The sequence below is a fragment of the Flavitalea plasmicola genome, assembly GCF_030546645.1.
GTDB lineage: Bacteria > Bacteroidota > Bacteroidia > Chitinophagales > Chitinophagaceae > Puia.
Genome location: NZ_JAUOTO010000005.1, coordinates 352,946 through 379,610 on the forward strand (window position 1 = coordinate 352,946; position 26,665 = coordinate 379,610).

Below are 26,665 nucleotides of genomic sequence, written 5' to 3' on the forward strand. Positions count from 1 at the left end.
TGCAGTAGAAATGCCGTAGGGATACTGCTGCATAAAATACTGGTAGTCACGTCAATGCGCAAACGTTTTCGTAGATAAGTTATGCACATACTTGGCGAACGGCATGGTGCTTGGATATCTTTGATCCAACCACAAAAAGAATTCTATGAAGAAAACAAAGACTCCGCCATGGCTGATGGGTATTGGCCTGGTGGTATTATCCACGAGCTTTTTCCAATGTGAAAAAAAGGCAGCGCCTGTTGCCGGTGAGAACCAGACCGCTGCAAGGGCAGCCACCATCACTTCCTTTGTCCATCCCGGGGTATTGAACACGCAGGCGAGCCTGGAGCAGGTGGCGGGCGAGGTGAATGGGGGCGATCCGGGTCGTCTTGCCAGCTATCAGAAAGTGCTTGATTTTATCAACACTCATGACTACCCTACTACTTTCTATGCTACGGTAGTGGTGGGCTCCAATGGCGCCACCACGCCGTCAAAGAGCCAGATCCGAAAGGATGCGGAGCTGGTCTATGCCCTTGCGTTGCGCTGGACCAAGACAGGGAATTTCCAGTATGCTACGCAGGCTATCGGGATCCTGAACGGCTGGGCGTACACTTTTCAGAACTACGACATCCTGGCCGGGGCCAATCCTAATCAACCGGCCCTGGAGGCATCCTGGACCACGCCGAGCTTTGTGGCGGCTGCCGAGATCATCCGGTACTATAAGGTGAACGGCCAGGGCGCCGGCTGGTCCGACGCGGATATAGCGCAGTTCTCCAATTACCTCAACAACGTGAAGAACAACTATATCAATAATATCCCGCAATACAACAATAATTGGAACGCTTCTGCCGGCTATGCGAAGATGGCCATCGGCATCTTCCTCAATAGTACGACCGTATACCAGAATGGCTATAATGCCCTTGTGGCGCTGATGCCTTCGGTGATCAATGCGGATGGCACCTTGCCTGAATTGTGCGACAGGCAGGATTGTGTGCATTATCAGTATACGTTGACGGCTTATGCCTATGCGGCGGAGCTGGCCCGTATCCAGGGCGATAATTCGCTTTGGACAGTGAACTCCAGCCGGATCAGGGCGGGGTACGATTTTATGAGGGCAGCTTACAACAGGACCACAGGTTGCAATTACTGTACTACCTCCAGTCCAGTATTCCCCGGTACCGAAGTGGCTTATAACTATTACAAGACAAGCAATCTTCAATACCTGAGGGAGCTGCAGGACCCTCTGGGCGTGCCGAATGACAATACATTCCTTGGTTTTACTACCTATACTCATTTTAATGTTCCCGGTCTTTAATGTTTCAAACCTTTATTATGAAGAAAATTTCCAAGTTAATTACATGCGCATGCGCGCTCATGATCCTGGCCAGCTGTCACAAAGAAGTCAGTCCCGGCCCGTCATCGCAGACGGCGGCAAGGGCCGTTACGAACTTCAAGGTTGTCGGTTATCTGCCCACCTGGGCGGGGAGTGTCAGCCAGATCCAGTTCTCCAAGCTTACGCATATCAATTATGCCTTCCTCATCCCCACGTCCACCGGCGGGTACCAGCCTATCGAAGACCCCGGCAAATTAACTTCGATGGTCACGGCGGCGCATGCCGCGGGCGTGAAGGCGCTGATCTCCGTGGGCGGTGGAGGCGGTGGGGACGGTTTTGCCGGGATCGTCTCCAGTTCTGCCAATCGGACGGCCTTTGTCAACAGCATGATCAGCTTTACGAACCAGTATAACCTGGATGGGGTGGACATCGACTGGGAGTACCCCAGCGCGGGCACGCAAGCGAACAATTTTCTCCTGTTGATGCAGCAGCTGAGCACGGCCATGCACAATAGCGGCAAGTTGCTGACCGCGGCAGTCATAGGAGACGGCGGCGACTATATCGTAGATGGTATTTTCAGCATAACGGACTACCTGGTGATCATGGCGTATGACGACAATAACTTCCAGCACTCTACTTTCGAAGTGGGCACGCGGTGTATGAATTACTGGCTGAACAGGGGATTGCCTGTCGCCAAAGCGATCCTGGGCGTACCCTTTTACGGACATGATTCGTCCAAGGACCCGAATTCGGCAGATGCGTATGTCAATTACAATACCATCCTGTCCGGCGGCGCCAATGCCCAGCTGGACGTGAATGGCAGCATTGGCTATAATGGTATCATCACGATGAAAAGCAAGACGAGCTATGCGATGGCCACCGGCGGCGGCATCGCCATCTGGGAGCTGTCGGGAGATGTGACAGGAACCAATTCCCTGCTGTCGGCCATCAACCAGGTGGTCGTGGCAGGCGGCAATCTGAGCACGGGCGCGCCCGTGGGGACGACGGTCACCTTTAAAGGGTTCAACAACCTGTATGTCAGCAGTGAAAATGGGACGAAGGCGATGAACTGCAATCGGGCGACTGCCCAGGGATGGGAGCAATTCACCGTGGTCGATGCCGGCTGGGGCAAGGTGGCCCTGCAAGCCATGAGCAAATATGTTTCATCGGAGGATGGGACGCAGTCGATCACCTGTAATCGTACGAGCTACAACACCTGGGAGATCTTTGACTGGATCCCCACGGCGGACGGGAAGGTGAGCCTGCGCAGCACGAATGGACTTTTTATATCGAGCGAGAATGGCACGAAGCCTATGACCTGTACGCGGACAGCGGCACAGGGGTGGGAGGCTTTCGGCATAAATCAGTAGCTGGACCTCTATCCTATGGAAAAGCGGCAGGGCCCTCGCGATTGCGGGGGCTTTGTTATTTTTTAGGTGGGGAAGAGATAAACCACTTCACATATTCAGATAGCTGCGTACTTAAATAATAAGGAAGATTCATTAAGAAATAGGGTTTCTTATTGGGAGTCACAGCTTTTTCAACAGAGAAATTTCCACCATAGATCCTGATCGCATAGGGATGGTCCGCAGCGTCGATGAATTGATGAAGCGATCGCAACGTGCCGGTGGCGCCTGATTTTACCTCTATAGGTATTAGCATATTGTGGTACATCACCACCAGGTCTACCTCTGCATTGGACTGTGTTTTCTCCCTGACCCAAAAAATCGGTTTATTACTGGAAAGGGTTTGCAGCGAGATCAACTCCTGCGTGACCAAATGCGGTATGACGGCGCCTTTGTAAGTACTGTTCAGATCATCCATTGTAAGCATTTGCGCCTGTATGGAAAGCGTATAATTCACCAATCCCGTATCCAGAAATTGAAGCCTGGGCGCTTTCTTTATGTCCGGTCGCGGAGGTGGTTGCACGTCTGTAGTAGGATAGATCAATCGAATGATTTTCGCATCTTCCAGGGTCCTGAATGCTTCCCCTACTTCCCTTGAACGGTAAGTGGAGTTGCCGAAACCCTGGAATTTTACGCGTTGATCGAGATACAGTGGGGCATTTTCCATTATGTGTTTGATGATCTTCCTTTCTGTATCATTCGTTGTATATTTTTCAACGTCGTTTTTGTAAGTGCTCCAGATGCTTTCATATACTTTGGTAAGATCAGAAAGACTATTTTTTTCAATATCCGTTTTAATTATTTCAGGCATACCTCCAATAATAGCATACCTGTGGAAAAGGTCCATTAGTATTTTGTGTGCGGTGGGTCTTACAGGTATTGTCTTCAACTGTGCTACTATTTCCGACCTTCCGGTTGCTCCCAGGTATTCAACGAAATTAAAAGGATGCAGGTATAAGAATTCTACTCTGCCAACGGGGAAGCTTTTTACTTTTTGTATCGCAAATTCCAGCAAAGATCCTGCGCTGATAACATGTAGCGCAGGCAACTCTTCATAGAAGTATCTTAGTAGCTGGATGGCCTGAGGGCTTTCCTGGATCTCGTCAATGAATAGTAATGTTTCACCCATCGCGGACAAGGGAATATCATATGATAAAAACAATACCTCGCATAAAGTTTTTACATCATAAAAGCCTTCAAAATAACTTTTATCTGCTTTTTTTTCGAGGTTCAGCATGATCGCATTTGAATAAGACCGCGCAAAGTCTTTTACCAGGGTTGTTTTTCCAACCTGTCTGGCTCCTCTGATGATCAGGGGTTTTCGCGTGGAACTTGCTTTCCAATTCACGAGATATTGTTCTGCATTTCTCTTAAAATCCAAAGTGATCATTTTTATGGTTGTAACAAAACAAGCCCAATTTTCGGTGTTTTTTGTAACAAAACAAGCCCAAATTTAGCGTAGAATTGTAACAAAACAAGCCCAATTTGGAGAGATGGCTAATGTTTAAAGAATTAAAACATTGAAAATCAGCATATTATTGCTCTATTGGGAGTTTCGTGAGAATGGGGGGCGGCAGCCCATTCGGTGGGGCAAATGGAAAGGCATCCGGCTAAACGTTCACAACGCACCGGATGCTTCGATGGAACCTTTGGCTCGCCGGTTATTCGTTCCCCGCCTTGGCTCCGGGCAGCCGGCTTTTCAGGAGTTTTATCTGTCCATTGTGATTGGATTCATGCTCGCAAACATGGAACCATTTGCAGTAATTATTGGTAGGACCCCAGGGCCATTGCTGGTCCACGGTCATCAACCATTTGTCGTCTCTTTTTTTAAACTCGGCGAATGTTTTTTCTCTTGTCTCCTGCAGAATGCTGGTGTAAAAATCCAGGTTATGGCCTTTGATCTGTTTGCGTCCGGCATCGCCCAACCCCATGGCAACGCCAAATTTATCCTGCAGGCTTTTATCCCATTTTCCCCAGGGGGTGCCGTTGAACGTATGTTCGTGATAAAATGCATCGGTGGCGGCCAGGTGAAAGAGCATGGCGCCGATGGTATTGGCTTTGTCATCCAGCAGGAAGTCCAGCTGTTCTGTCGTCATTCCCTTGGAAGAATGCAACATGATGGTCCGCATCCAGGTCATCATGGACACGAGGGTTCCTATCTGGGGCGAATAACCTTCCTTGGGGCCGATGATGTTCATTTCATCGGCGAAGGGAGCTGCGGTGTCAGGGTGAGGGGGCAAAAAGGGATGGGCGAACGTCGTTGAAGGGAAGAGGCTCAGCCCGGTGATGCCGGCAGCTAGTCCAGCTGTGGCTTTCAGGAATTTGCGCCTGTCGGCGGGTGTGTGTTGTGAGGACATGTCAATGGTTATTTTCCCGAAGCTAGTTAAAAGCCAGCTGAAAATATCCCCGTTGGGAAGTTTTTCCCCGGGGGATCGTACACGCAGGTAGCCCGCTGCTGTCCACTCCTATTTTGTGATCAATCCCACCATATTTCCCTCGGGGTCGGAGAACCATGCGAATTTCCTGTTGTCCGGTAGGGTAACGGGGCCTACCAGTTTCCTGCCGCCGGCCGCAGCTATTTTCTCAAGACTGTCATTGATGTCGTCCACCCGGATATAGAAAGTGACGTAGTTGTGGGCTTCGTGTCCCAGGGAGGTAATATGACCCTGGACTCATTCGGAAGAATTGGTATTCAATAAAGAAGCCATGGGGATAGGGGTGGGGCTCCATCCGAAAAGTCCTGTATAAAAAGCGGTGGTTTTTGCAAGGTCTTTACAGCCTACCTCGAAATGGATAACAGGGTTGCCAATTGGGGGTGTCATAATCGTAGTTTTCCAGGCAAGATAGGCTGGCTAAGAGGAAATAAATTGTAAAAATGTTTCCCGCGATAATTGCTTTATCTTCAGATGGATCAGTTTAATTTTTTACATCCAGAAATCACCTGCTTTTATGGAAAAACTCGCAAAGGAAGTCCGGCTGCTGAAGCTCTATTCGTTAGTGTTAACCTGTATGTTTATCGTGTTTATATTCATGTCTTTCCGCCGGAACAGCGACAAGGCGAAGTTCCAGGAGATTGATGTGGAAAGGATCAATGTCGTTGAAAAGGACGGTACCCTGAAGATGGTGATCTCCAATGCTGAAAGACAGCATCCGGGCATGACGGAGGGAAAGGAGGTGCGAAAAAGGGAGCGGTCCCCGGGGATGATCTTTTTCAATGGCGACGGGGATGAGTGCGGCGGGCTGGTGTATGAGGCCAATAAAAAGGAGGCGGGCATGGTGTTCTCCGTGGACCAGTACCGCAATGACCAGATCATGCAGCTGCAATATGAACAAAATGTGACGGGACCTGATAAACAGCGGACCTATGGTTTGCGGCTATGGGACCGCCCTGAAGAATGGACCGTCACCCGTCTCAATAAGGTAGTGGATTCCCTGCAGGCTCTGAAAGACAAGGCGGCGCTGAAGCAGGAGCTCGGTCGTATGAGGAAGGCGGGGAATTTAGGGGCAGAACGTCTTTTTGTCGGAAAGATGCCCAATGGGGAAGTAGGATTATTTATCAATGATGAGAAAGGGATCACGCGGATCAAGATCTATGTGGATAAGGAGGGGCATACGTTCTTTAAAACCTTTGATGAGACGGGGCGGTTGGAGAATTAGACGGAACGAAAACGGGGCGATAGACTGTTCATCGATTGACAGGCGGCTGGTGTAGCAGATCGTGTACGGTGTCTCCCGGCAGCAACCGGCGGACGGGGATATTGATACTATATTTTTCACACTGATCCCTGATGGCCCGGTCGATCTCCTCCGGGGAATAGCGGGAAGAAAAATGTCCCAGGATCAGCTGTTCGATGCGGATGGAGCTGACCATCTCCATGACTTCTTCCAGGGTGCTGTGGTGATTTCCAAACGTCCTGGTTTTGACGGGCTCGCCGTTGTCCAGGAAGGTGGCTTCATGGATGAGGATGTTGGTGTTGTCCCATTTGCTTCCATCTTCCACGGGAGTGTCGCCTGAGTAAGCCAGCAGATTGGTCCTTATTTCCATGGACAGGCTGTCCCTGCCCTGCTTTTCGGAAAGTTGCCGGAGTTCCTGTCCGGAGAGGTGGGTGAACTCGGGCTTTAATTTTTTACGCGTCTGGACAACCATGTATCCCAGGCTTTTGATGATGTGTGTGTCGACAGGCACATGACCGTTGCGGAGGGGTTTCACCAGCAGGTCTTTGGCAATAGGTATTTCGTCGCCATCCGTGACGGGTGTCCAGACGGTCTGGGCTACTTGCGGATCGAACTTTTTGGAGAAGGCTTCGAGGTTCGGGAAGGAGCCGGCGTCCTTTGGATAGTACATGATGGGGTAGCCGGGGCGGGCGTTGAGCTGATTGAGCTGTAACAATCCGGTGAGGTGGTCCCTGTCGGCATGGGAGATGAAGACGTGGTCGATCTTGCGGCTTTTTTGGAGGAGTGCGGAGATGAGGCCATCGCCCGCGTCGAAGAGGAGGCCCCATTCTTCTATGAAGTACCAGGTGGAGAAGAGGGCAGTGGAGTAGGCCGTGATGGTGAGGTGCATGGTGCAATTTAGTGAAACATTTCCAGCAGGATGATGGGGGCATTCGAAGTGCCGGTCCAGAGGCTGGCGAGGTAGCCGAAATTGCCGGGCAGGCTTTCAAGGTGGATGCTGTCGGGGTTGTTGATGATATGATCGTGCAGATCGGTCTTGTAGATCTTATAACTGTCTTTGATGGGCAGCCAGTTGAGTTTGTTTCCCAGGTTTGCAATGATGAGTTGCACGGGCCCGCTTTTGAAGAGAGCCCGTATTTCATGCTGATCAAGATACCTTTCCCTTTTGATGTCAAGAAGCCCATTGTCTGTCCAGAGACATTCCAGGGGAATTTGAGAGACGACTCTTAGAGATATGTCCATCAGTCACTTTTTATTTTAAGGTTATCTTCCAATATTTATGCTCGTAGGTTTTTGCGAAGAGGGCGTTTCTCCCGATACAATTAATGTCACGCAGAAAAGCATATGGTTTAATGTTAATATATGCTCTCGTGTGAGCGGCACCATTGATGATCTCGCAGATCTGTATCCGCTGTTGTTCATCTGTACCGGGATTGTTCAGGCAGGCGAAATCTTGCATATTCTTTGAAAATACAGGTTCTCCGATGAGCGTGTCGACTGCGCCGGTGGATCGGTTGATCAGATAATAGACTTCTTCATTGGGGCCAAGCATCTGGACAAGGGAGAGCTTTGTGTTTTTGATGTCACCCAAGTATTTATATTCTTCGAATTCGGGATTGTCGACGAATACCATTGATTTTTTCCCTTCGACAGGCAGTGTTATTTTTTTTGATCGTGTCTTTATCAGTGTATTTGTATCAAGATATTTTATTTTTTCGCAATCGTTGTATTGTGAGCCGCTGATCTCCGTATGCCTATATGGGATCGTGGTTTGTGAAAATGCCTGGGGAGAAATGAATAGGAGAACGAAGATAATATAGTCTTTCATCGGTATAAATATCTGCAATTATTATCGTATTTTATCATGACTCCTCGATGCTGATGGGTGATAGTTTTTGAATATGCCTGAATGCTTCCTGCAGATCCTCCCTGGAGATATTCACCGATATTTGTTTCTTATGCCCGTCATGGTATTTGATGGTGAGCGTATTCTCCATGCTGGTTCTAAATGAGTGCCGGTGCCTGAGAAAGTCGGAAATGAAGCCGGTCTCCATTGCCTGGGTAAGTGGAAGGGAGGCCTCGATGCTGCTGATCTCGGCAAAAAGAAATTCTCTTGAACCCGAGAATGCCGGGATGAATCTCTTGTACAAGATCCTGAATCTGTCGTCCATGACAACGCATATCTTCCTGCTATTGCGACCTATGGCGAATGCTATGAGCACCATGACGACCCCTACTACAGGTGGGTTTTCTTCCAGGTGGAGCGCCAGGTAACCGATGAAGACCAAGCCTAATATATTCGCAAGGTAGAAGTCGAAGACCTTGCTTGTCGAGGAGGATCTGAATATAATAGGGTCTTTCATGCGTATAAACAACTACAACGTATAACTATCTCGATTATTATCATCTCCTGTCAAGGGACTTTTTCCCATGCACCGTAAAGACCCTGGAGAGATTGAAGCCGAAGCGGATAGCCCCTTTCCCGAAATTGTCGGTCGTCTCCGTCAGGAAGGCGCGCTCGTTCATGCCCAGGCTATTGGAGAAGTGCAGTTGGAAGACATGTCCGCCTGTCTCTATGTCGAAGCCGATGGCCAGCGGATCCTGGTAAGTGCCGGGCCGCAGACCGGAAATGATGTGATGATAGTCCACCACGAATGCCGTCCGCCTGGATAGTTTGAATCGGGCGCCGATGCCCAGTGCGAAGACGTCATTGTGATCTTCCGTCAGGGAGACGAGATTGCGATGCACCATCTCGGGCGTTAGCTGCAAGCTGAACCTTTCACTGAATTTCCGGCCCAAGATGATGGCATTGTAGTAAGAGAGGCGGGAGCTATAGAAATTCTTGCGGGTGGTGTCGGACCAGGGGGCGGTGGTCAGGGTCATGGAAGTCACCAGCACGACGGAAAGGGGCCATGCGTGTGGACCGGTGGACTGCCAGATGGGCCGTAATTTAAGGAAGCCATCGATCTCTTTATTCACGTTGCTTCTGCCGATGCCGATCATCACGCTGTTCAGCAGCCCATAGTCGAAGCCCAGGCGCATATTGGCCTGATCCAGGCCATACAGGTTGCGGGCCCCGGAGTTCACCAGGCCAAACCGGTGCAGGATGCGGGTGTCCAGCACGCCCTTGCCCAGGAATTCCATGGATTGTCCGTCAATCACGCGCGTGGATTTGAAAGCGTTGGTCACGTGCTCTTTCTTCGGGGTCTTGTCCTCCACCAGGCTCAGCAGGTCCTGTTGCTGCGCGAGCAGGCGGCTTTGTCCTGCGAAGAAAAGGGAAGAGAGGAGGATGGCCGTCAGGATAGCTTGCTTCATGTGCGTCACATTTTTAATGGTTCCAGCAGGCAATCGACGCTGATCTTCGCATGATCGGAGACCTTATCTTTCACCAGGCCGGGGATGGTAATATTGAATTCCGACAGCAGGACGTCAAATTCGGCCGTCGCCTGTATCTTCCCGTTCTTCACCGTGATCTTCCCGTTGGCAGTAACCTCCTTTGTCTGTCCGTGAATGCTGAGCAATCCCTTTACCTTCAGGTTACTGACCCCATCCTTCGTATAGGCGATTTCGTTATTATTCAGGAGCTGTCCCCTGAAATCCGCCTTGGGATATTTATCGCTCTCCACATAGTTCTCGTTGAAATGTTCCTGCATGAGGGCTTTTTCAAACTCGAAGCCTTTCAACAGCGCCGACAGCTGTAGGGCGCCTGTGCGGCTGTCCAGGACGCAGGTGACGCTCCTGTTATTCGCCGCGATCTTTTCCATTCCGCCGGTGGCGTCAAAACTGATATGCCCTTGCCTGGTGAAGAATTTGTCCTGTGCCGGGGCCTTGGCAAGGCAGATGAGGCAGGAGCCCAGCAGGAGTGTGATGATCCTCATAATATATATTTTAATGATTGGGTGTTCCTCCCGTGGGGACCCGTACGCATCGGACGAGCTGTACCTCCGACCCCAGGATCCCTGTCTCATCCCTGCTGAAGCCGATGAGCAGGCCTTTGAGGATGATGCTGCGTCCCGTGTCCATGAGGGCAATATCTTCCCCGTGTGTGCTGTCGATGGAGCAGCGGATGGCGGCGGCGCCGGTGTTCCCTCCCAGGGCCACCGTGTAGTGGCCTGTCCCGTCTGCACTCCTTTCCCTGATGATCCCTTCTACGGCCACCAGCTTGCCGGTGTATTTCCTCGCTGCGGCAGGTTCATCGGCAAGGAAAGCATGGATGAGCTCTTTGTCACGCACCTGGTAGTCAGGTGCGGCGCCGGAGAGGTCTTTATTGGTGCGGTGGTATTCCTTGTAGCCATAGATGACAGCCAGGGAAATTCCGGCGGCAAGCGTTATGAGCAATAGTTTCTTAATCGACATGGTCTATGATGTTTCAGTTATTCAACATGCCATTGGTCACCCAGCAGTTGATGGTCTTTATCTGGGCGGCAGTGAGCGAGGATCCCAGTGGCATTCTGCCGGCCTTAACGGAAGACAGGACCTGGGTTCCGGCATTCTTTATCTCATTGAATGTGGTGAGGGCGCCCGGCCCGTTGGTGCTGCCGGCCCCATGACAGCCCATGCCCTGGCTGCAGCTGCCGGTGATGAGGGGCAATACTTCAGTGGAGAAGGAGGGTGCGGTACCGTTGCAGTTGAAACTTACCGGGTACAGCATTTGTTCCTTGTCATAATAGCATGCATTCATCGCGAGGACGATGGCGGCGATGAATACAAGGACGATGGTCTTTTTCCTGTACATTTTTTATAGCTTATCTTAATTATTAGGTGCGCCTGCCTTGATCCAGACCCTGATCTTGCTCAGCTCACAGGCCGGCAGGGGCTGTCCTCCCAGCGGCATGGCGTTGTATCCGCTGAGATGGCTGATGTCTCCCCATAATTTACCGGAGTTCACCTGCGCGAGGACATTGCCATAGGCTGTCAGGTCGACACCGCCGCCGGAGGGGGCGCTTCCACTGTGACATCCTGTGCACCAGGTGTGCAGGATGGAGGTGATGGTGACAGACCATGTGACGGCCGACGTGTCGCATGCGGCGGCGGTACAGCCGTTGTTGCGGGCCCCCTGGTTGATCCATTTTGACAGCAGGGCGACCTGGTCGGCTGTCAGGCCCGCATAACCGCGGGGCGGCATCGTGCTGGAGGAAATGACCTCGATGAGCTTGCTGCCGCCGGCATTGCCCGGCCGTACTATATTCCGGATACCCGCATAGGTATTCAGGGTATATTCACCTGCATCGCCACCTGTGAGACCATTGTGGCAGCCGCTTTGGGCACAGGAGGAACTCAGCAGGGGGAGTACGGACTGGGCGAAATACACGGTATCGGCGCTGCAGCTTTCTCCGCTGCCGCCGCCCGAACCCGGGACGGTATCGGTGCCGCCTGTGTTTCCGCCACTGCCGGGCAGCGGTATTTCATGCCGGCAGGCGGGAAAACCTATCAGGACAATGATCCCTGCCACGAGGAGCGCGGCATAAATTAAATTCTTCATTTTCATAAGTTTAAATTGGATCGCGGCCGGCAGCTTAAGCGCATCCGCCTGCCTGTCCTATCTATGACAAAGCATCGGGCCGATGGTCGAGGTGGTGGGAGAATTATTTTTTGGGATGACCTGGGTCATGTAAAATCTTGTGACTAAACTATAATATTGTCCGAATGCAGGATGAAGCAATATTATGGGAGCGGATAAGGCTGCGGGATGAGCTGGCCTTTGAAGCGTATTATAAGGAGCATCACCAGGCTTTCTACCTGATGGCCTGCCGGTATTTGCATGATCCTGCATCGGCGCGGGAAGTGGTCAACGACGTTTTCATGAACCTTTGGCAAAAGGCGGATTCCATCCGGATAGAGACTTCTCTTAAGGCCTATATTTACAGGGCTGTCATCAACCGATGTATCAATGTACTGAACAAGCGGAAGAGGGATGCGGCGCAGATGAAGGCGGTCCGGGAACACCAGGCTGTGACGGAAGAGCATCGGCTGATGGAGGATAACGAGATGTGGCTGTTGATCTGCGAGGCCATCGACGGATTGCCCGAGCAATGCCGGAATGTATTCAGGATGAGCAGGTTCCAGAAGATGAAACAGCAGGAGATCGCTGATAGGCTGGGCATTTCCATCAAGACCGTCAAGTACCATATCACGCAGGCGTTGAAGCAGCTGTATCATGTCCTGGTGAGCCATGACATGTTGGGACTGCTGCTCCTGCATGGATTTATTTTTCACCTGGCGCCCCGACTGTCGTCCTTTTTGATTGTCTAAATAGTAGATACTATGCATTCATCGCCTGAATATGACCATATACCCTGGCACCTGGTGTCCGCAGCGTTCCAGGGCTCCCTGACCCCGGAAGAGCAAAGGGGGTTGGAAGAATGGCTTGCACTGCCCGGCAATCAGGAAATGTACCAGCGGCTGCAGCGGCTTTGGGAGCAGGGAATGGACTGGCATGAGCTTTACCGGCAGGCTAATACGGATGAAAGCTGGCTTGCCCTGCGGCAGCGGATGCATGCCTGGCAGGCGGGGCCTTCGCATGAAAAGACCTGGGGCAAGACCCTTTCTATCTGGCTCAGGAGCAGGATGGCCCGGGGGATGGCGGCAGCGGTGATTATCACAGCGATCGTATTTGCGGCCGACTGGTGGTTCACGACCCATCCATCCGGCGCCACGTATGAGAATACACTTCGTGCGGCGATGACAGTCAGCCTGCCCGACGGAACATCCGTCATCCTGCAGCCGGGAACAAAGATCCGGCTGGATAAGGGGTACAACAGCACGGGCAGGACGGTGCTGTTGGAAAAAGGTATGGCTTTCTTCGGGGTGTCGGACAGGAGCAACCTGGCATTCGAAGTGAGCCTGGACGGCTTGCGTATCCGTGACATCGGCACCCGATTTTCCGTGCGGCAGACAAGCGACAGTATCCTTGTTGCCGTGCTCAGCGGTAAGGTGGCTTGTATCCAGGCCGCTACGGGCCAGTCCCGGCAGGTGGGGGAGGGCATGTCCCTGTCCTATGCGCTGGCAGGCAAGCGTTTTGGCCAGCCCGTGCTGACGGGGTTTGTCCGTGATAGCAGCCGTAACGTCCTCCGGTTCCAGGAAGCCGCCCTGTCCTCCGTGGTGGATGTCCTGGAGAAGATGACAGGCAGGACCATCCGGCTGGATGACCCTGCCCTTTCAGGGCTGAAGCTCACTGCCCGCCTGGATGGAGAAACATATGAAGATGCGATAAGGATCATCTGTATATCCCTGGATCTGACATATACAGAGGAGGGCGGCACAGGGGTATTAAAACAGCGCGCGGGCAAATAAATGAGGTGGAAAGTATTCTTACTATGTTCCTGCCTGCTGGCAGGAAGGACGTCAGCTGTGGCGCAGGACGCCCCATTGTCCGGCACCACCATTACGCTGACCCTGAAAGATATCCCGCTGCGCGAAGCGCTGTTGCAGCTGGCGCGGCAGACGGGGTTGCGCCTGGACTACAGTCCAGACCTGTTGCCGGCGGAAAAGCACGTGTCGCTGAGCGTCGTGAACATGCCATTGAACCAGTTCCTGGACCTCTTGCTGAAGGGCACCGGCCTGGAGTATACGCCGGTCGGACACGGTGTCGTCATTCGCCGGGAAACAGCGCTGTCCAGGATCACGATCAGCGGATTTATCAGGGATGGCCTGACGGACGAACGGCTCATCGGGGCCTGCCTGTACCTGCCGCAGCTGCAGACGGGCGTTGTCACCAATGCATATGGATTTTATTCCATGACGGTGCCTGCGGCCGACTCGCTGGACATTGACCTCAGCTATGTCGGATACAAGCCCGTTTCCAGGCGGCTGGGCGCCCGACATGATATCGTGCTGGCGGCGGGGATGGAACACAACGATCAACAGGAAGAAATGTCCGAAATGATCGTTTCTCCCAACGAAGGGGAGGGCAATATCACCAGGAACCGCACGTCGTCGGTGGACCTTTCTTCGGACATGCTGCGGACGGCCCCATCGGCGGGAGGGAACGGGGATATCATCCATTCGGTGCAGCTGTTGCCGGGCGTACAGGCTGGCATAGAGGGAATGACGGGGTATTCCGTGCGCGGCGGTAATACAGGACAGAACATTGTCCTGCTGGATGAGGCGGCTATATATAACCCCAGTCACCTGTTCGGCCTGGTCAGCATTTTCAACCCCGGCGCAGTGAAATATGCCAGCTTCATGAAAGGCGGGTTCCCGGCCTCCTACGGGGACCACATCAGCTCCGTACTGGATGTTGCGATGAAGGATGGGAGCAGCCAGGCGACGGGCGGGTCGGTGGAAGCAGGGACCATCGCTTCGGGAGGCATTTTGTACGGTCCGCTGTCCAGTGGGCGGTCGTCCTATTTTATCGCGGCCAGGCGCAGCATGATCGATGCCTGGCTCCATCCGCTGGCCGCCGGAAATTATTTCAGCAACTACTATTTTTATGATATCAATGCAAAGCTGAACTTCAGGCTCACGGGCCGCGACCGCCTTTTTGCGGGCATTTACAGGGGAATGGACAGGAACGACTATTCACATGATGGGTCCGTGGATGATGGTATCCGCTACCATATGGATTTTGGCAACTTCGCGGTATCCCTCCGGTGGAATCATCTATTCGGAAAGAAGCTCTTCTCCAATACTTCGGTCATTTACAATCACTATCATCAGCAGCTGTCGGCTGTCCAGCAAGGTTATTTCGCCGAACTCTATTCCGGCATCAGGGACATGAACCTGCAGAGCGACGTGACCTGGTACCTTTCTCCGCGGCATAAGCTGGGGACGGGCGCGGACCTGTTATACCAGACGTTGTTCCCGGCCTCCGTCTCCGACAAGGTGAGCGCTTTCAACTCCTACTTCCCCATCCATCCCTCCGAAGTACCTCAGAAGAATTCCCTGCGGGTGGCGGTATACGCGGGCGACGAGATGGAATGGGGACAGCGCTGGAAAATATACGCAGGCATCAGGGCGCCTTTTTATCATACGCCGCAGGTGCAATATGCTGACCTCGAGCCCAGGTTGTCCGTGTTGCACCTGTTCAGCAGCGTCACCAGCCTCAAAGTCTCTTATTCCCGCATGCACCAGTACAACCACCTCGTGCAAAGCTACAATGCCTCTTTCCCGGCCGAGATATGGATTGGCAGCAGCGTGCTGGTGCGTCCGCAGGTGAGCGATGAATTTACCGCGGGGTTCTTCCGGAATTTCAGGGAGCATACGATCCAGGCCAGCATGGAGGTGTATTACAAGCGGATGGGCCATCAGTCCCTCTTCAAGGGCGCCACCAGTCCTGTCATCGACAACAGTTTGGAAGACAAACTGATCTTTGGAAAGGGGTGGAGCTATGGGGCGGAATGGATGATCCGCAAGAACAGGGGGCGATGGAAAGGCTGGCTGGCCTATGCATACGCCTACGCATGGCAGCGTTTCGATTCGCTGAACAGGGGCAAGGCTTTCCCATTCGCGCTGGACAGACGGCACAGCGTATATGCTTCCATGTCATATGACCTGGATCCGAAATGGAAGCTGTCGGCCGACTTTTTCATGACGGGCGGGCGGGCTTTTACCCTGCATTCCAGCCCCGCCAATGCTTCGGGCGGAACCAATCCCCTGTATGAGAACGAGCACGAAGATGACAACCCCGGTACACCCCCTGTACAGGACGAAACGAATAACTACCGGCTCAGTCCCTACAACCGCCTGGACCTGGGTATTTCTTACAAGCGGACGCACCTGCGGCCCCGGACTTCCCGTCCGAGGGAGTCGCTGTGGACGCTGACGGTGTACAACGTATATGCACGCTATAATACATTGTTCGCTTACAGGGCCATCGACCCCGTTACAAAGCAGGCGACAGCCAGGCAGGTGTCATTTATTCCTGTCATTCCCAGCCTGAGCTACAGGCTGTCCTTCTGATAAAGCCATTTTCATCAACATTTGTAAATGTTTACTTCTTCGAGGCGTCCTACTTTTGCCTTGTCAAATAAATATTCACCTTTTCAAACTTAAACAATGGCAAGCAAGATCTTTGTAAACCTGCCGGTGAAGAACCTCAGCAGATCGGTGGAATTCTTTACAACGCTGGGCTTTAGCTTCAACCCCCAGTTCACGAGCGAAACCTCCACCTGTATGGTGATCTCGGACAGCATCTTTGTAATGCTCATGGAAGAGGCGCGGTTTGCCGAAGCGGCAAAAAAACCGGTGTCCAATGCGGCTGCATCTACGGAAGTAATCATAGCTTTAGATGCGGAAAGCCGAACGGAGGTGGATGACCTCGTAAAAAAAGCGGCGGAGGCGGGCGGCGCGGTGTCGGATAACAAAATGGATCACGGCTTTATGTACCTGCATGGCTTCCAGGACCTGGACGGACATCTGTGGGAAATATGCTGGATGGACATGCAGGCGTTCCTCAATAATAATTAAAAGACGATGCAACATTTCTGGGATAAGATCAACACCTACGGCAAATTGTCGGACGAAGCGAAGCTGGCCTGGGAGGGCATCCTGAAGGAGCGTACCTATGACAAGGATGCTTTCTTCCTGCAGGAAGGCCAGGTGCCAAGGACGGTGGCGTTCGTGTCGAAAGGGCTCTTCTCTCAATACTTCAGCGCCGAAAATGGGGACACCGTCATCAAGCGGTTCTTCCCGGAAGGTTATTTTGTGGCCTCCACCAGCGCGCTGTTGATGAATGCTCCCAGCATGTTTACGATCAAGGCCCTGGAACCCAGTGTCGTCATAGAATACAACTTTCAGGAATTTAAAAGGCTTATAACGCAGTTCCCTGAAATAGCTGGATTCTATATCCGATATATGGAACTCCATTGGATCATCGAGAAGGAGCCGTTGGAGGTCTCTTTCCGATATGATACGGCAAAAACAAGATACCTGAATTTCTTAAGAAGCTATCCCAAGCTCGAAGCCCGGCTGAAGCAGCACGAGATCGCCGCTTACCTCGGTGTCACACCTACGCAACTGAGCAGGATCCGGAGCGAGCTGCCATAAGGACGGCAAATAAAATCATTTTTATGCAACAACAAGATGCACTGCAAGACGTGCTGGAGGACCGGTCTGTCGTCGTGCGACCGGACGAAGGCGAAAGTATTACGTTCAATGGAGGAAAGATCACCTTAAAGGTCACCAGCGACCTGACAAAGGACCAGCTGGGATTATACGAGATAAGGCTGGACCCGGGCGTGGTTGGCGCTCAATTACACTACCACCGCTTCATGGACGAGCTCTTTATCGTAAGCAAAGGGAAAATGACCATCCAGGTGGGAGAAAGGGAAATAACAGCGGGAGCGGGGGCCGTTGTTTACGTGCCCCGCTATACCCCGCATGGTTTTCGCAACAATTCGGAAGAAGAGGCGGTGATTACGCTGCTGTTCAATCCCGGACAAAGCAGGGAAGGGTTTTTCCGGGGGCTGGGGGAAATTTTGAACACCCAGCCCGTCGATCCCGCAAAGTTCCTGCGGCTGTATCAGAAGTATGACAGCTACCCGGTGGATACGGGAAATTTCATGCCCGAACGAAAGGGATCGTGACGATCTTCTTCGACGTAAAACAGGGGCGGCACCGGCCGGCTCAGGCTGTTGTCGCCGCCTTGTCTTTTGTCTTTTTATCCATGAACTTATCCAGCATGTCCGGAAGTTTTTCAAAGACAGAGGAAAGGCCTTTGGCATTGCGCGTGGGCAGGAAAGAGATCTGGTCTCCGCGCGTGACGAGGAAGCCGATGGGTTCTACGCCCACCCCTCCGCCGGCGCCGCCTCCCGTGCCTTCACCGGCGCCTTTGCCTTGTGCATCGCCTTTTCCTTCTCCTCCGCCGTAGCCAAGCCCCATGCCGAACTTGATAACGGGCACGCAGGTGAATTCTCCTAATTGGAACGACTGGCCTACGACCGTCTCGGTCTTTGCTTCCGTCTTGAGGAATTCGGTCAGCTTTTGAACCTGGTCATCAAAATTGAAAGACATAGTTGTAAGATTTAAGTGTGAAGAATCAGATACCGCGCGCTGTCCAGGCTTTAAGCATACGCCAGGGCGTATTGCTTAACCGAAGCAGCAGATAGTTCTCTTCCAGGAAATTGATACGGACGGACCTTCCGGGGGGGTAGGGATAAAAGTTCAGGGGGTATAGTTGGGCGTTCATCACGGGGTCGGAGGTGTCGAGCGCTATTTCCATCCGGACGATGCGGAAGGTCCTTAGCACCCGCAGGCCTTTCAGGAGCAGTTGCTTCGTCTTTCGCCGCCGGCGTGTCCGTGGTTTTTTGCGGGCCCCTGGCTTTTTTTTACCGTCTGCTGCGACCTGTTTGTCGCTGCCGGCCTTTGCCGGGTGCGCTCCCAGGCGCCAGGTGTGTTGATAGAAGTAAGTTTTTACGCTTATCCAGCCGACCCCCTCTGCATAGGTGATGCGCAGGGTGACCAGCCTTTTCCATTCCATTCTTATTTCCGGCAAACGCGTATCCGCTTCGATGATCAGCGGCGACAGGAGCAGCCAGCCCAGCATCAGAAGGAAAAGGAGAACCAGCGTAAGAAGGATTGTCATACGCAAAATTAAGCAACGGCCCTGGCGGGAGAATGATGCCCGTCATCATCGACGGTGATTCTCGTTGGCTTGGATGGTTGCAGGGCGATGGTGGTTAGGTTGCTTAATGGGCACTACTCCCGGTGGGCGCCCTGCCGAACTTCTTCTTATAAGAATGCGAGAAATGGGAAAGGCTTTCGAATCCCAGGTCAAGGTAGATCGCAGATGGTTTTTTATTTTTATTTTCTATCAAGTGCCGGGCTTCCGTCAGCCTTCTTTCCTGCAGCCACTGCCGGGGCGGCATGCCGAATAATTTCTGGAAGTCACGCTTGAACCCTGCAAGGCTTCTCCCTGTGAGTTGCGCAAATTTTTCAACCGGGATGTTGAAATGAAAATTACCGAGCATGAATTTTTCCAGGTCGATCTTATGGGGTTCGGAAAAGTCGAACAGGAATTCCCTGAGAGCGGGCATGGTATACAGCAGCAGCTGTATCGCCTCTCTTACTTTTAACATACCTACCGCAGTGGTGATCTTTTCCTCCGAATGACGGACATAAGGTATCACGGACTGGAAAAAGCCACGCAAAAAATCGTTCCCGGGAATAAGAATGTTGCCGGGGCCTGTATACTTTTCCCCTATTTCGATCTGCTCCTCCAGGGCAAATTTCCTGAGCATATCTTCCTGCAGGCAAATGACAATGGTTTGGTAATCCTCACCGTCCAGCGGCATCTTGGTAATTTCTCCCAGTTGATTTTTCCGGATCAGCAACATTTCGCCGCGACCCATGGAGATCCTCTGGTCAGCGGTCTCCAGTGTAAACTGGCCTGACACCTGTAATACCAGCGTGTTGTGTCCAAAAAATCCCACCTTCTCCTTTCTCATGGCCGAGAGATAGGCGTAAAATATCACGCCGGGGACTATTTCAGTTGGATTTGTCATCAGGCAAAGGTATTAAATCGACGAGGCATATTTGCAGGCCCCCTATCGCTGCAGATAGGTGGCGCCCAGGATCGCTCCCGGCCTGAAATGGGTCTCAAGGGTATTCATCTCGTCCGGCGTGAACTTGATCTCCATGGCTTGTATGTTTTCCGGCAGCCGTGATCTCCGGCTCATGCTTACCAACGGCATGATATCATCGCCCTGCGCATTTACCCAGGCAATCGCCAGCTGTGTCGGCGTGTATCCTTTCTCCTTTGCCATTTGCTTCAATACTTCCACCTTCTCCAGGTTCTTTACCAGGTTCTCTCCCTGGAAACGCGTGAAGTGATGCTGGTAGGCATTGGCCGGAAGGGGCGCTTTCATCTCGCCGGTGAGTAGTCCCTCGGCCGTATTGGCAAAGGCTACCACCCCTATACCCAGTTCTTTAGCCGTGGGAAGCAAATCGCTTTCTATCTGGCGATCGGCCAGTGAATAACCTATTTCCAATGTTGTCACAGGATATACGCTGTTTGCCTTCCGCAGTTGATCTGCCGTGATCTCGGATACGCCCAGGTAACGCACCTTTCCTTCTTTGATGAGATCGGCGACCGTCCCAATCACGTCTTCCACCGGAACACTGTTATCCAGTCTGCACGGCTGATAAAGATCGATGGTATCTATACCCAGACGCACCAGGGAATAGTTGATGAAGTTTTTGATGGCTATGGGCCGCAGGTCCAGTCCCAGCCATTGGTTGCCATAGAAGATAGCGCCAAATTTTACACTGATGAACGCATCGTCCCTTCTGCCTTTGATGGCTTTGCCTACCAGCAGCTCATTATGCCCGCTGCCGTAAAAGTCCCCGGTATTCAGGAAATTGATACCACTGTCCAATGCCAGCTGGATGGTGGCGATACTTTCGTTTTCGTCACTGGCCTTGCTTCCCCAGACGGGCGACATGCGCATACAGCCTAATCCGAGTGTAGATACGAGTGGTCCATTTTTGCCCAGGTTTCTCTTTGTTATAGTCGTCATGCTGCTTTTGGTTTGATTAAGGGCGTAAAGGTCCGCCTTTACACCGCTAACCGGTTGCCTTCGCAGCTCAATTTACTTGCCTGTACGGCTCGCCTTACTCTGACCGCAGGCTCTTGGTTTTGCGGGATCGACCCTTGATGAAAAATAGGTCTCCCCGCAAAACATCTAATTATTGGCCCGTTGGGCCAAAGAGCCTGATCACTCCGTTCTCAGGCTCTTGGTTTTGCGGGATCGACCCTTGGCGAAAAATTGGTCTCTCCCGCAAAACAGCTGATGATGGGCCTGGCGGCCAAAGAGCCTAATCACTCCGTTCTCAGGCTCTTTATGGGATTGGCAATGGCCGCCCTGATCGTCTGGAACCCTACCGCCAGGCCAGTGACGCACAGGATGGACAGTACGGCCACGGCAAATACCCACCAGCTCAGGTCTGTCCGGAAGGCGAAATCCCGGAGCCATTTGTTCATCAGGTACCCGGCGATGGGGGCGGCGATGAGGAAGGCGAGTATGATCAGGCGAACGAAGTCCTTCGATAAAATGAACGAGATATCTTTCACCGTCGCGCCCAGCACTTTCCGGATGCCTATCTCCTTGGTCTTTTGCTCGATCATAAATGAGAGCAGGCCGATGAGCCCGAGGACGTTGATGGCAATGGACAGCAGGGTGAAAATATAGAAGAGCTGCTGGGTCCGCCGGTCGTCCTTATACAGCGTTGCCACATGCTCGTCCAGGAAATCCGTTTCGAAGATCTGTTCGGGATAGATGGAAGACCAGATCTTTTCCATGGCGGCCAGCGTGGAGGTGGAAATTCCGCCGGCAAATTTTATCCCTATGTTGTAATAGAGGCTGGGGTATTGTACGATGAGCACAGGCATAACGGTCTCGCGCAGGGACGCTACATTATAATCCTTTACGACGCCGACGATGGGCGCGGATAGATCGTTGAGCCCAAAGGAGACATATTTGCCCAATGCTTCCTGCGGGGAAGCAAATCCCAGGCGGTGGACGGCCTGCTCGTTCAGCACCAGCGCATATCTGCGCAAGGAATCCGGCATGGTAGGCGCGGTGAGGCTTTCGTCTTTTTCATCAAACCATCTTCCTGTCAGCATGTGGAGCCCATAGGTCTTCAGATAGGAACGGTCTGCCGTGATGATCTTCACCGGTATGGGATCCGTCTTGAATTTCTCTTTCAGGTTGAATCCGGAATTGAAATGGTTATTACTGATGGGCGCCCCGATGGAGAGGCTCGCGCTGCTGACGCCCGGCAGGGCGGACAGGCGATCGATCAGCATGTGCTGCCGCTGGTAGTTGTTGTCGGAGATCGACAGATCCAATACTTTTTCCTTGTCGAAACCGAGGGGTCTGGACTGGATAAAGGCCATTTGTTTGGCGACGACGATGGCGCAGATGATGAGGATCTGGGCGGTGAGGAACTGGAAGATCACCAGGCCTCTTCTCAGGGTGACGGCAGATGCCCTTGGCGTGGAGATCTTATTCTTCAAAGCCGTGATGGGGTTGAAGCCGGAGAGGACCAGGGCCGGGTATACGCCGGATAGTAAAGAGACGGTGATCCAGAGTAAAGCGAGGAACAAGGCGCTGCTGAAATTAAACCAATGCAACGGGATATGCTTATCCAGGAATGTATTGAGGCTGGGCAGCAGGAAAGAGATGGACAGCGAGGCTGCTACGATGACGGCTCCCGTGAGGAAAAAAGTTTCCGAAAAGAATTGTTTCATCAGCTGGGAGCGGGTGGCGCCCATCGTCTTTCTTACCCCCACTTCCCTGGACTTCTTAATGGCCAGCGCCGTGGAAAGATTGGTGTAATTGATACAGGCCGCCAGGATGAGGAACAGGCCGATGGCCCCGATGAGCGAAAGGTATTTGTAATTGATGGTATAGGTGATGTTGCTGTCTGCGTACAGCTGGTTGAAATGAATGTCCTGCGAGGGTTGCAGCGAGAAGCGGGCTTTCACGGACCTCCCCTCCTCGGATAGGTTGTGCGCGGCAATTGTCGCAAGCTGGGATTCCACGTGCTTTACGTTGTTTTCGCCAGGCAGTCCGATGTAGGCATAACCATTGGCTGTCACGGACCACGAGTCAATGGGAAAGCCGCCGATCAATCCTCTGTTCATGCTGCGGTAGGAGGCCAGCAGGCTATAAGGCATATGGGTATTGGAGGGCGGGTCTGCTACGACGGCAGCTATTTGCAAGTCGACGAGGTTGGCCACCTTTATACGCTGGCCAATGGGGTCTGCATTGCCAAAGTAGCGATGGGCCGCCTTCTCTGTCAGGATGGCAAAGCCGGGCTCTGCCAGGGCGTGCTGCAGGCTGCCCGCTTTCACCTGCATGGGGAACAGCCGGGGGAATACGGAGTCGGCAAAAATGATGTCATACTCCATGAATTTCTTATCTCCCACTTTCACTATATCCCTCCCCTGGTAATGGATCTGTGTGATCAGCCGCTCATCCGGCAGGGCTGCCCGCATGGCTGTGGCAAGCGGGTAGGGAGTGGTAGCGCTGTACACTTCGCCGGTGGCGGTGCTGCCTTTGGCCACCACCCGGAACAGCTGTATTCCCTTGCCATCGGACTTGTCGAAGCTGGTCTCATGCAGGATGATCAGTGCTATGAGCGTACAGACTACGATGCTGACATAGAGGCCGATGAAATTGAGGGCGAAGAACCCTTTATTCTTTTTTACGTTGCGCCAGGCGGTCTTGAGATAATTCTTGAGCATGAAAGGATGATTTCATGCTTGTGGGAACTAAAAAAATGCCGGGTTTATAAGTTTTTATAAATCAATTTGATATGTCGGCGCTATGCGCCAGGCTGTCCGTTAATGATACAGTGCCTGTCACGTTTTTTTAGCTACAAGCTTCAAGCTGCAAGCTGCAAGCCGTGAGAGAAGCTACAAGCTTCAAGCTACAAGCTGCAAGCGAAGGACCTAATAAGAACCAGGCTTGAAGCTTGTAGCTTGCCGCTTGCAGCTCAGATGATTCCCAGTTTCTTTTTCACCAGCGGGAGGATGTCCGTGGAAGGCGGATAGGCATGCAGGTTGTCCTTTTCAAATACGAACGCATAGCCATTGTCTTTTGACACCTGCTGTATGGCATCCTCGGCTTTCTTTTGGATGGGCTGGAGGAGGGCCGATCTTTTTTGATTGAACAGGGTGCCGGCCTCTGTCTCGAAGCCCTGGATCTTGGCGAGCAGCTCATTCAGTCCCTGCCTTTTGATGACGAGCTGGGGAGCGGTGAATTTTGCCGTATCCTTAGAGGAAAGAAGATTTGCCTGTTCATTGTATTCATTCTTCATCGCGTCAAATCGTTGTTCCAACGTTGTCCTGTACTCGGCCAGGGTGGTGTCGGCTTTTTTGAACTCGGGCATGGCGCTGAGGAGCTCGTTAAAGCTGATGCAGGCGAATTTGGCGGGCGCATTCTGGGCATGGGCCTTTGTTCCGAAGGCGAAGAAGGCGCCGATGAGGAGAAATGAATAAATGATCTTTTTCATGGTTTTTCAGTTTTTTTAAATTTACGAAATGGATATTACCAAAAGAATGCCGGATTTATACAATTAACAAAGCATAAAGTTTAGCACTTTTGCATCATTGTTTGGCAGATCGTAAAATTTTTTTAAGCGATGTCTCAAACCGCCCATAAAATTGGCGCATTACCCCCCCATTAAGAAGGGGCGATGTGTTTACCTTCAGGGTCCCGAAAATGAGAAAGCTGAAATCATGATCATACCCAATCAAAGACATCTTTTTTCCATACCCGAAGACATTACCTACCTGAACTGTGCGAATATGTCCCCTTTTATGAGGTCGGTGGAGGAGGCGGGCGGGCTTGCCATTGGGCAGCGACGGCAGCCATGGACCATCAGCGCCGGGCAGTGGTTTGGCCCGGCGGAGGAGCTGCGGTCGTTGTTTGCGGGACTGATAGGCGCGGGGAAGGATCAAATTGCCCTGGTGCCTTCTGTCAGCTATGGCATCGCCATCGCGAAGAACAATATCCAGCTGCGTTCCTCACAGAAAATTGTGGTGCTGGACCAGGAGTACCCGTCCAATCTGTATGCCTGGCGTGAGCTGTCGAAAGCTTCCGGGGCGGAGATCGTGACGGTACAGCGTGCGGGGGATGGCTTTTGGACGGAGGCGATTTTAGAGAAGATCGATGGGGACACGGGCCTGGTGGCCATCTCTAACTGTCATTGGACGGATGGCAGTCTCATCGACCTGGAGCAGGTGAGCAGGAAAACAAGGGACGTGGGCGCTAAGCTGGTGATCGACGCGAGCCAGTCGCTGGGCGCCTTTCCGCTGGATGTGCGTAAGATCCGGCCTGATTTCCTGGTGACGGTGGGTTACAAATGGCTGATGGGTCCTTATAACCTGGGATACCTGTATGCGGACCCGAAATATACGCAGGCCGGCGAGCCCATCGAGTTCTCGTGGATGGTGAAAGCAGGCAGCGATGACTTCACCCGGCTGGTGGAATATACGGACGACTATAAGCCGGGGGCGCGGCGATTTGATGCGGGGGAGTTTGCCAGCTTTATTCATATTCCCATGGCGACGGCGGCCCTTTCGCAGATCGCGGCGTGGGGGGTGGAAAATATCCAGGAGACACTGTCCCGGCTGACCGGCGTCCTTTCCGCCGGCATACAGGAGCTGGGTTGGGAGGCGCCTGTACGGGAAAGCAGGGCCGGACATATGGTGGGGATCCGCTTCCCGCCGGAGAAGATCGACGGGATCCGGAAGAAGCTGGTTGAAAGCAATATCTATATCAGCTTCAGGGGCAGCAGCATGCGGATCGCCCCTCATTTGTACAATGATGAAAGGGATGTGCAAAGACTTTTGGAAGTATTGAAGAAGGAGGGGTAAATATCGTGTTCACAAAAACTGTTCAAAATGGAAATTTTATCACCTGGTGGCCGGAATGTAGTGCGGATGTCCCTCTCCCGGGACGAGCGGGAATTTGCGGGCGAATATCTGGCATTCACGAAGAGATTGCTGCTGGACAGTGTGACGGGACTGAGCAACGCCCTGTTGGAGGCCCGGACGGGGCCTTTTGCGTGGAGCATTGCCGAGTGTATGGGACATCTCGCGCAGAGCGGTGAGCTTACCTGGAAAGTGCTGCAGGATCTGTTGCGGCAGCCTCCCACCCCTGAAAAAGGAGTGGAAATAAGAGTGAGCGTGAAGCAGATGATGGTCATCATGACAGACCGGAGCAGGAAGCTGCAGACCTTGTCCGCCCTGGACCCGGCCGGGAAGGTGACGGACTTCGACCTGGTGCGGGACCGTTTTACTGCCTGTCGCGACAGGCTGATCGCCTTTGCGTGGGAGACGGAAAATGAATTGAAGAACCGGCATACTTTCCATCCTGCCACGGGCACGATCAACCTGTACCAGTACCTTTTACTGGAGGGGGCGCATGCCGCCCGCCATGTCATGCAGATCGAGGAGATCAAGCGGGAATTATAGCACCAATGTCCCTGCGACCTGGTAAAACAACTGGCGGTATTTGTCAAAATCCTTCGACAGGGCGACGAAGGTCAAAATATAGGTCCGGCCATCCTTATAGGTAATAAAATCATAGTTATGCATGGCTGAGCCATCGGTGTTCTTATGTGTCTCGATGAGCCATTTGTAAGGCAGGCCATGAATGGTGAGGTCCCCTTTTTCCAATAATGTAAAGTCATTGGTGGATGCCAGCGCATCTGCCAGCTTGCTGTATTCCCGGTATAGCACGAGTGCGCCTGTGATGAGCGCTCGTAATAGTTGGAGCCGCACATACGCTCTAACCCTTAAACGCTACCACTGGTGGAAGAA

General features: G+C 52.5%; 31 protein-coding genes. 11 read left to right on the forward strand and 20 right to left on the reverse strand.

What is annotated here, in order from left to right:
* The first annotated feature begins 145 nt into the window (after positions 1–145).
* Positions 146–1,294: an alginate lyase family protein gene (locus tag Q4E93_RS19805; protein ID WP_303588187.1), complete on the forward strand. Its 1,149-nt coding sequence runs from the start codon at positions 146–148 to the stop codon at positions 1,292–1,294.
* Positions 1,295–1,311: 17 nt separating this feature from the next.
* The gene (locus Q4E93_RS19810; RefSeq protein ID WP_303588189.1) at positions 1,312–2,682 is read left to right on the forward strand and encodes a glycosyl hydrolase family 18 protein; all 1,371 of its coding nucleotides are present in this window, start codon (positions 1,312–1,314) and stop codon (positions 2,680–2,682) included.
* 55 nt (positions 2,683–2,737) lie between these two features.
* Here Q4E93_RS19810 and Q4E93_RS19815 read toward each other — a convergent pair whose 3' ends face one another.
* The 4 genes from Q4E93_RS19815 to Q4E93_RS19830 all read right to left on the reverse strand — a co-directional run bounded on the left by Q4E93_RS19815 (position 2,738) and on the right by Q4E93_RS19830 (position 5,540).
* Positions 2,738–4,099 (reverse strand): ATP-binding protein, encoded by a 1,362-nt coding sequence (locus Q4E93_RS19815; protein WP_303588191.1) that lies wholly within the window; start codon positions 4,097–4,099, stop codon positions 2,738–2,740.
* Positions 4,100–4,379: 280 nt separating this feature from the next.
* The gene (locus Q4E93_RS19820) at positions 4,380–5,075 is read right to left on the reverse strand and encodes a mycothiol transferase (RefSeq protein ID WP_303588193.1); all 696 of its coding nucleotides are present in this window, start codon (positions 5,073–5,075) and stop codon (positions 4,380–4,382) included.
* A 108-nt stretch (positions 5,076–5,183) separates the two neighbouring features.
* Positions 5,184–5,378: a VOC family protein gene (locus tag Q4E93_RS19825; protein ID WP_368501895.1), complete on the reverse strand. Its 195-nt coding sequence runs from the start codon at positions 5,376–5,378 to the stop codon at positions 5,184–5,186.
* A gap of 12 nt (positions 5,379–5,390) precedes the next feature.
* Positions 5,391–5,540, reverse strand: coding sequence for a VOC family protein (locus Q4E93_RS19830; protein WP_303588196.1), 150 nt, complete (start codon positions 5,538–5,540; stop codon positions 5,391–5,393).
* 127 nt (positions 5,541–5,667) lie between these two features.
* Between Q4E93_RS19830 and Q4E93_RS19835 the strand changes: the two genes are divergently transcribed.
* Complete coding sequence (locus tag Q4E93_RS19835) at positions 5,668–6,375, forward strand: hypothetical protein (RefSeq protein WP_303588198.1); 708 nt, start codon at positions 5,668–5,670, stop codon at positions 6,373–6,375.
* Positions 6,376–6,403: 28 nt separating this feature from the next.
* On the opposite strand, the gene Q4E93_RS19840 is transcribed toward Q4E93_RS19835, so the two are convergent.
* From Q4E93_RS19840 to Q4E93_RS19880, 9 genes are read right to left on the reverse strand one after another with little or no spacing between them, the layout of a single operon-like run.
* Positions 6,404–7,282 (reverse strand): MBL fold metallo-hydrolase, encoded by an 879-nt coding sequence (locus tag Q4E93_RS19840; protein ID WP_303588200.1) that lies wholly within the window; start codon positions 7,280–7,282, stop codon positions 6,404–6,406.
* Between the two features lie 8 nt (positions 7,283–7,290).
* Positions 7,291–7,635, reverse strand: coding sequence for a hypothetical protein (locus tag Q4E93_RS19845; protein ID WP_303588202.1), 345 nt, complete (start codon positions 7,633–7,635; stop codon positions 7,291–7,293).
* A gap of 10 nt (positions 7,636–7,645) precedes the next feature.
* Complete coding sequence (locus Q4E93_RS19850; RefSeq protein ID WP_303588204.1) at positions 7,646–8,221, reverse strand: hypothetical protein; 576 nt, start codon at positions 8,219–8,221, stop codon at positions 7,646–7,648.
* A 34-nt stretch (positions 8,222–8,255) separates the two neighbouring features.
* Positions 8,256–8,756, reverse strand: coding sequence for a hypothetical protein (locus Q4E93_RS19855; RefSeq protein WP_303588206.1), 501 nt, complete (start codon positions 8,754–8,756; stop codon positions 8,256–8,258).
* Positions 8,757–8,796: 40 nt separating this feature from the next.
* The gene (locus Q4E93_RS19860) at positions 8,797–9,708 is read right to left on the reverse strand and encodes a DUF5777 family beta-barrel protein (protein WP_303588208.1); all 912 of its coding nucleotides are present in this window, start codon (positions 9,706–9,708) and stop codon (positions 8,797–8,799) included.
* Positions 9,709–9,713: 5 nt separating this feature from the next.
* Positions 9,714–10,271: a YceI family protein gene (locus tag Q4E93_RS19865; RefSeq protein WP_303588210.1), complete on the reverse strand. Its 558-nt coding sequence runs from the start codon at positions 10,269–10,271 to the stop codon at positions 9,714–9,716.
* A 10-nt stretch (positions 10,272–10,281) separates the two neighbouring features.
* A complete protein-coding gene (locus Q4E93_RS19870) occupies positions 10,282–10,749 on the reverse strand; it encodes an OB-fold protein (RefSeq protein WP_303588212.1) in 468 nt (155 codons plus the stop codon).
* A 13-nt stretch (positions 10,750–10,762) separates the two neighbouring features.
* Positions 10,763–11,128 carry a hypothetical protein gene (locus tag Q4E93_RS19875; RefSeq protein ID WP_303588214.1) on the reverse strand — a complete coding sequence of 122 codons (366 nt, stop codon included), beginning with the start codon at positions 11,126–11,128 and terminating at the stop codon, positions 10,763–10,765.
* A 15-nt stretch (positions 11,129–11,143) separates the two neighbouring features.
* On the reverse strand, positions 11,144–11,875 hold the full coding sequence (locus Q4E93_RS19880; protein WP_303588216.1) for a hypothetical protein: 732 nt from the start codon (positions 11,873–11,875) through the stop codon (positions 11,144–11,146).
* 164 nt (positions 11,876–12,039) lie between these two features.
* Between Q4E93_RS19880 and Q4E93_RS19885 the strand changes: the two genes are divergently transcribed.
* The 6 genes from Q4E93_RS19885 (at position 12,040) to Q4E93_RS19910 (ending at position 17,918) form a co-directional block, all read left to right on the forward strand.
* Entirely contained in the window at positions 12,040–12,645 is a 606-nt protein-coding gene (locus tag Q4E93_RS19885) for an RNA polymerase sigma-70 factor (protein WP_303588218.1), read from the forward strand.
* 12 nt (positions 12,646–12,657) lie between these two features.
* Positions 12,658–13,686 (forward strand): FecR family protein, encoded by a 1,029-nt coding sequence (locus tag Q4E93_RS19890; RefSeq protein ID WP_303588220.1) that lies wholly within the window; start codon positions 12,658–12,660, stop codon positions 13,684–13,686.
* Positions 13,687–16,293, forward strand: a complete 2,607-nt coding sequence (locus tag Q4E93_RS19895; protein ID WP_303588222.1) for a secretin and TonB N-terminal domain-containing protein — start codon at positions 13,687–13,689, stop codon at positions 16,291–16,293. It abuts the gene before it with no gap.
* A 96-nt stretch (positions 16,294–16,389) separates the two neighbouring features.
* Positions 16,390–16,800 (forward strand): VOC family protein, encoded by a 411-nt coding sequence (locus tag Q4E93_RS19900; protein ID WP_303588224.1) that lies wholly within the window; start codon positions 16,390–16,392, stop codon positions 16,798–16,800.
* A 6-nt stretch (positions 16,801–16,806) separates the two neighbouring features.
* Positions 16,807–17,379 (forward strand): Crp/Fnr family transcriptional regulator, encoded by a 573-nt coding sequence (locus Q4E93_RS19905; protein WP_303588225.1) that lies wholly within the window; start codon positions 16,807–16,809, stop codon positions 17,377–17,379.
* A gap of 23 nt (positions 17,380–17,402) precedes the next feature.
* Positions 17,403–17,918, forward strand: a complete 516-nt coding sequence (locus tag Q4E93_RS19910) for a cupin domain-containing protein (protein WP_303588227.1) — start codon at positions 17,403–17,405, stop codon at positions 17,916–17,918.
* A gap of 40 nt (positions 17,919–17,958) precedes the next feature.
* On the opposite strand, the gene Q4E93_RS19915 is transcribed toward Q4E93_RS19910, so the two are convergent.
* The 6 genes from Q4E93_RS19915 to Q4E93_RS19940 form a co-directional block, all read right to left on the reverse strand.
* Positions 17,959–18,345 carry a GerW family sporulation protein gene (locus tag Q4E93_RS19915; protein WP_303588229.1) on the reverse strand — a complete coding sequence of 129 codons (387 nt, stop codon included), beginning with the start codon at positions 18,343–18,345 and terminating at the stop codon, positions 17,959–17,961.
* 25 nt (positions 18,346–18,370) lie between these two features.
* Positions 18,371–18,916, reverse strand: coding sequence for a hypothetical protein (locus Q4E93_RS19920; protein WP_303588231.1), 546 nt, complete (start codon positions 18,914–18,916; stop codon positions 18,371–18,373).
* A gap of 103 nt (positions 18,917–19,019) precedes the next feature.
* Entirely contained in the window at positions 19,020–19,835 is an 816-nt protein-coding gene (locus Q4E93_RS19925) for a helix-turn-helix domain-containing protein (protein ID WP_303588233.1), read from the reverse strand.
* A 42-nt stretch (positions 19,836–19,877) separates the two neighbouring features.
* Positions 19,878–20,849 (reverse strand): aldo/keto reductase, encoded by a 972-nt coding sequence (locus Q4E93_RS19930; protein WP_303588234.1) that lies wholly within the window; start codon positions 20,847–20,849, stop codon positions 19,878–19,880.
* 302 nt (positions 20,850–21,151) lie between these two features.
* Entirely contained in the window at positions 21,152–23,581 is a 2,430-nt protein-coding gene (locus Q4E93_RS19935; RefSeq protein ID WP_303588235.1) for an ABC transporter permease, read from the reverse strand.
* A gap of 251 nt (positions 23,582–23,832) precedes the next feature.
* On the reverse strand, positions 23,833–24,351 hold the full coding sequence (locus Q4E93_RS19940; RefSeq protein ID WP_303588237.1) for an OmpH/Skp family outer membrane protein: 519 nt from the start codon (positions 24,349–24,351) through the stop codon (positions 23,833–23,835).
* Positions 24,352–24,577: 226 nt separating this feature from the next.
* Between Q4E93_RS19940 and Q4E93_RS19945 the strand changes: the two genes are divergently transcribed.
* Positions 24,578–25,717: an aminotransferase class V-fold PLP-dependent enzyme gene (locus tag Q4E93_RS19945; RefSeq protein ID WP_303588239.1), complete on the forward strand. Its 1,140-nt coding sequence runs from the start codon at positions 24,578–24,580 to the stop codon at positions 25,715–25,717.
* A gap of 27 nt (positions 25,718–25,744) precedes the next feature.
* On the forward strand, positions 25,745–26,317 hold the full coding sequence (locus Q4E93_RS19950) for a DinB family protein (protein ID WP_303588241.1): 573 nt from the start codon (positions 25,745–25,747) through the stop codon (positions 26,315–26,317).
* On the opposite strand, the gene Q4E93_RS19955 is transcribed toward Q4E93_RS19950, so the two are convergent.
* Positions 26,312–26,626, reverse strand: a complete 315-nt coding sequence (locus Q4E93_RS19955; protein ID WP_303588242.1) for a DcrB/PsbP domain-containing protein — start codon at positions 26,624–26,626, stop codon at positions 26,312–26,314. The two genes, Q4E93_RS19950 and Q4E93_RS19955, sit on opposite strands and share 6 nt — an antisense overlap.
* Between the last annotated feature and the right edge of the window lie 39 nt (positions 26,627–26,665).